This window comes from Enterococcus sp. RTP21361st1_A6_RTP21361_211029, assembly GCF_040910045.1.
GTDB classification, from domain to species: Bacteria; Bacillota; Bacilli; order Lactobacillales; family Enterococcaceae; genus Enterococcus_D; species Enterococcus_D gallinarum.
Genome location: NZ_JBDGBK010000203.1, coordinates 1 through 1,490, shown reverse-complemented (window position 1 = coordinate 1,490; position 1,490 = coordinate 1). Strand labels below are relative to the sequence as shown.

Here is a 1,490-nt window from a genome sequence, read left to right as displayed (position 1 = left end):
ATAAAAAACATATAAGGTTCGGCAAATTTTGCCGAACCTCTAACGCTGTCTTGAAAACGAAGGAGCACTTATAATGAACTTGAGGAGTGACACAAGCTCGAGCGGTTTATTGGTGGCCTTCCCCGTATAAAAAACCGAGTGATTCGCTTTGTGAGACTAACGAATTGTCGCTTTGCGCACGTATATAAAATTTCTTCGATTTTTCCAAAGCGAATCTGTCACAACTCAATACTTTTGAGGAGTGATTTACATGGAAGTCGTTGTCGAACGTTGTTGTGGACTGGATGTTCATCAGAAAACAGTCGTTGCCTGTACACTTGTGGGAAATCTTTCAACCAATCGACCGAAGAAACTTATTAAAACTTTTGGGACAAGGACCTTCGAGCTACAAGAACTAGCCTCATGGCTTCACGAGCAAGAGATTTCTACCGTTATGATGGAAAGTACCGGACAATACTGGTGTCCTATCTGGAACGTTTTGGAGAAGGAAGGATTCAAATTGATTCTTGCCAATCCTCAACGCATTAAAGGAATTCCTGGTCGAAAAACTGATCAAAAGGACGCCGAATGGATTGCCCAACTTGGTCGTGTGGGGTTAGTTCCACAAAGCTATGTACCGCCAACAGCTATTCAAGAGCTACGTTCCCTCACTAGAACTCGTACCCATCTTATTGCCGAGCGAACCCAACATAAGAATCGTATCCACAATATCCTCCAGCAAGGAAATATTAAGTTAACGGGATTTTTGTCAGATATCTATGGAAAGACTGGTAGAAAGCTGGTCGATTTACTACTGAGTGGTGAGAAAATCGAAGAGGAAAACATCCTAGAATGTCTCCATTCTCGGGTAAAAGCTTCCTCAAAAGATATTGTCGAATCGCTAAAAGGTACTTTGACAAAAGCCCATCGTTTCGAGATGCAAATTCATTTCGATATCATCGATTGTCTTGAGGAGCAGATTACTGAATTGAGTAAAGAGATTCGCATAAGAATTGCGCCTTATCAAGAAATTATCGATGAATTGATAAAGATTCCAGGTGTAAAAGAAAGTTGTGTAGAGGTCATTCTTTCTGAGATTGGACCGGATATTTCTGCTTTTCAAACACAATCCCACCTAGCCTCTTGGGCAGGTCTTTGTCCAGGAAGTTATGAAAGTGGTGGTGTTCGGAAGAAAGCTCATATCGGAAGAGGAAATAAATACTTGAGGACTGCCTTGTATCATGCCGGGCGTGCAGCTGCGCACTCAGGTAGCCCCGTCTTTTCCGAATTTTACCATCGAATCGCAAGTCGTGGCTCAAAACAGAAAGCTGTGATTGCGACGGCACATAAGATTCTTCGCGTCATCTATCGAACACTGGAATCTACAAATAAAAAAAGCTACTGCGATGGTCTTGGCTTGACATCACAGTAACTAAAAAAAATTTCTTCACCCTTATTATAAACGAAGAGAGACTTTTTTTGCCATTTTTTGGTTTATTTTCATATAAAAA

1 protein-coding gene is annotated in these 1,490 nt (G+C 41.2%); it reads left to right on the top strand.

What is annotated here, in order from left to right; genetic code table 11:
• The first annotated feature begins 250 nt into the window (after positions 1-250).
• Complete coding sequence (locus tag AB5Z52_RS17030; RefSeq protein WP_161869980.1) at positions 251-1,411, top strand: IS110 family transposase; 1,161 nt, start codon at positions 251-253, stop codon at positions 1,409-1,411.
• Positions 1,412-1,490 lie beyond the last annotated feature (79 nt).

Coding starts and splice junctions, on each gene's coding strand:
- AB5Z52_RS17030 (WP_161869980.1), top strand. CDS start 251: ATGGAAGTCGTTGTCGAACGTTGTTGTGGACTGGATGTTCATCAGAAA.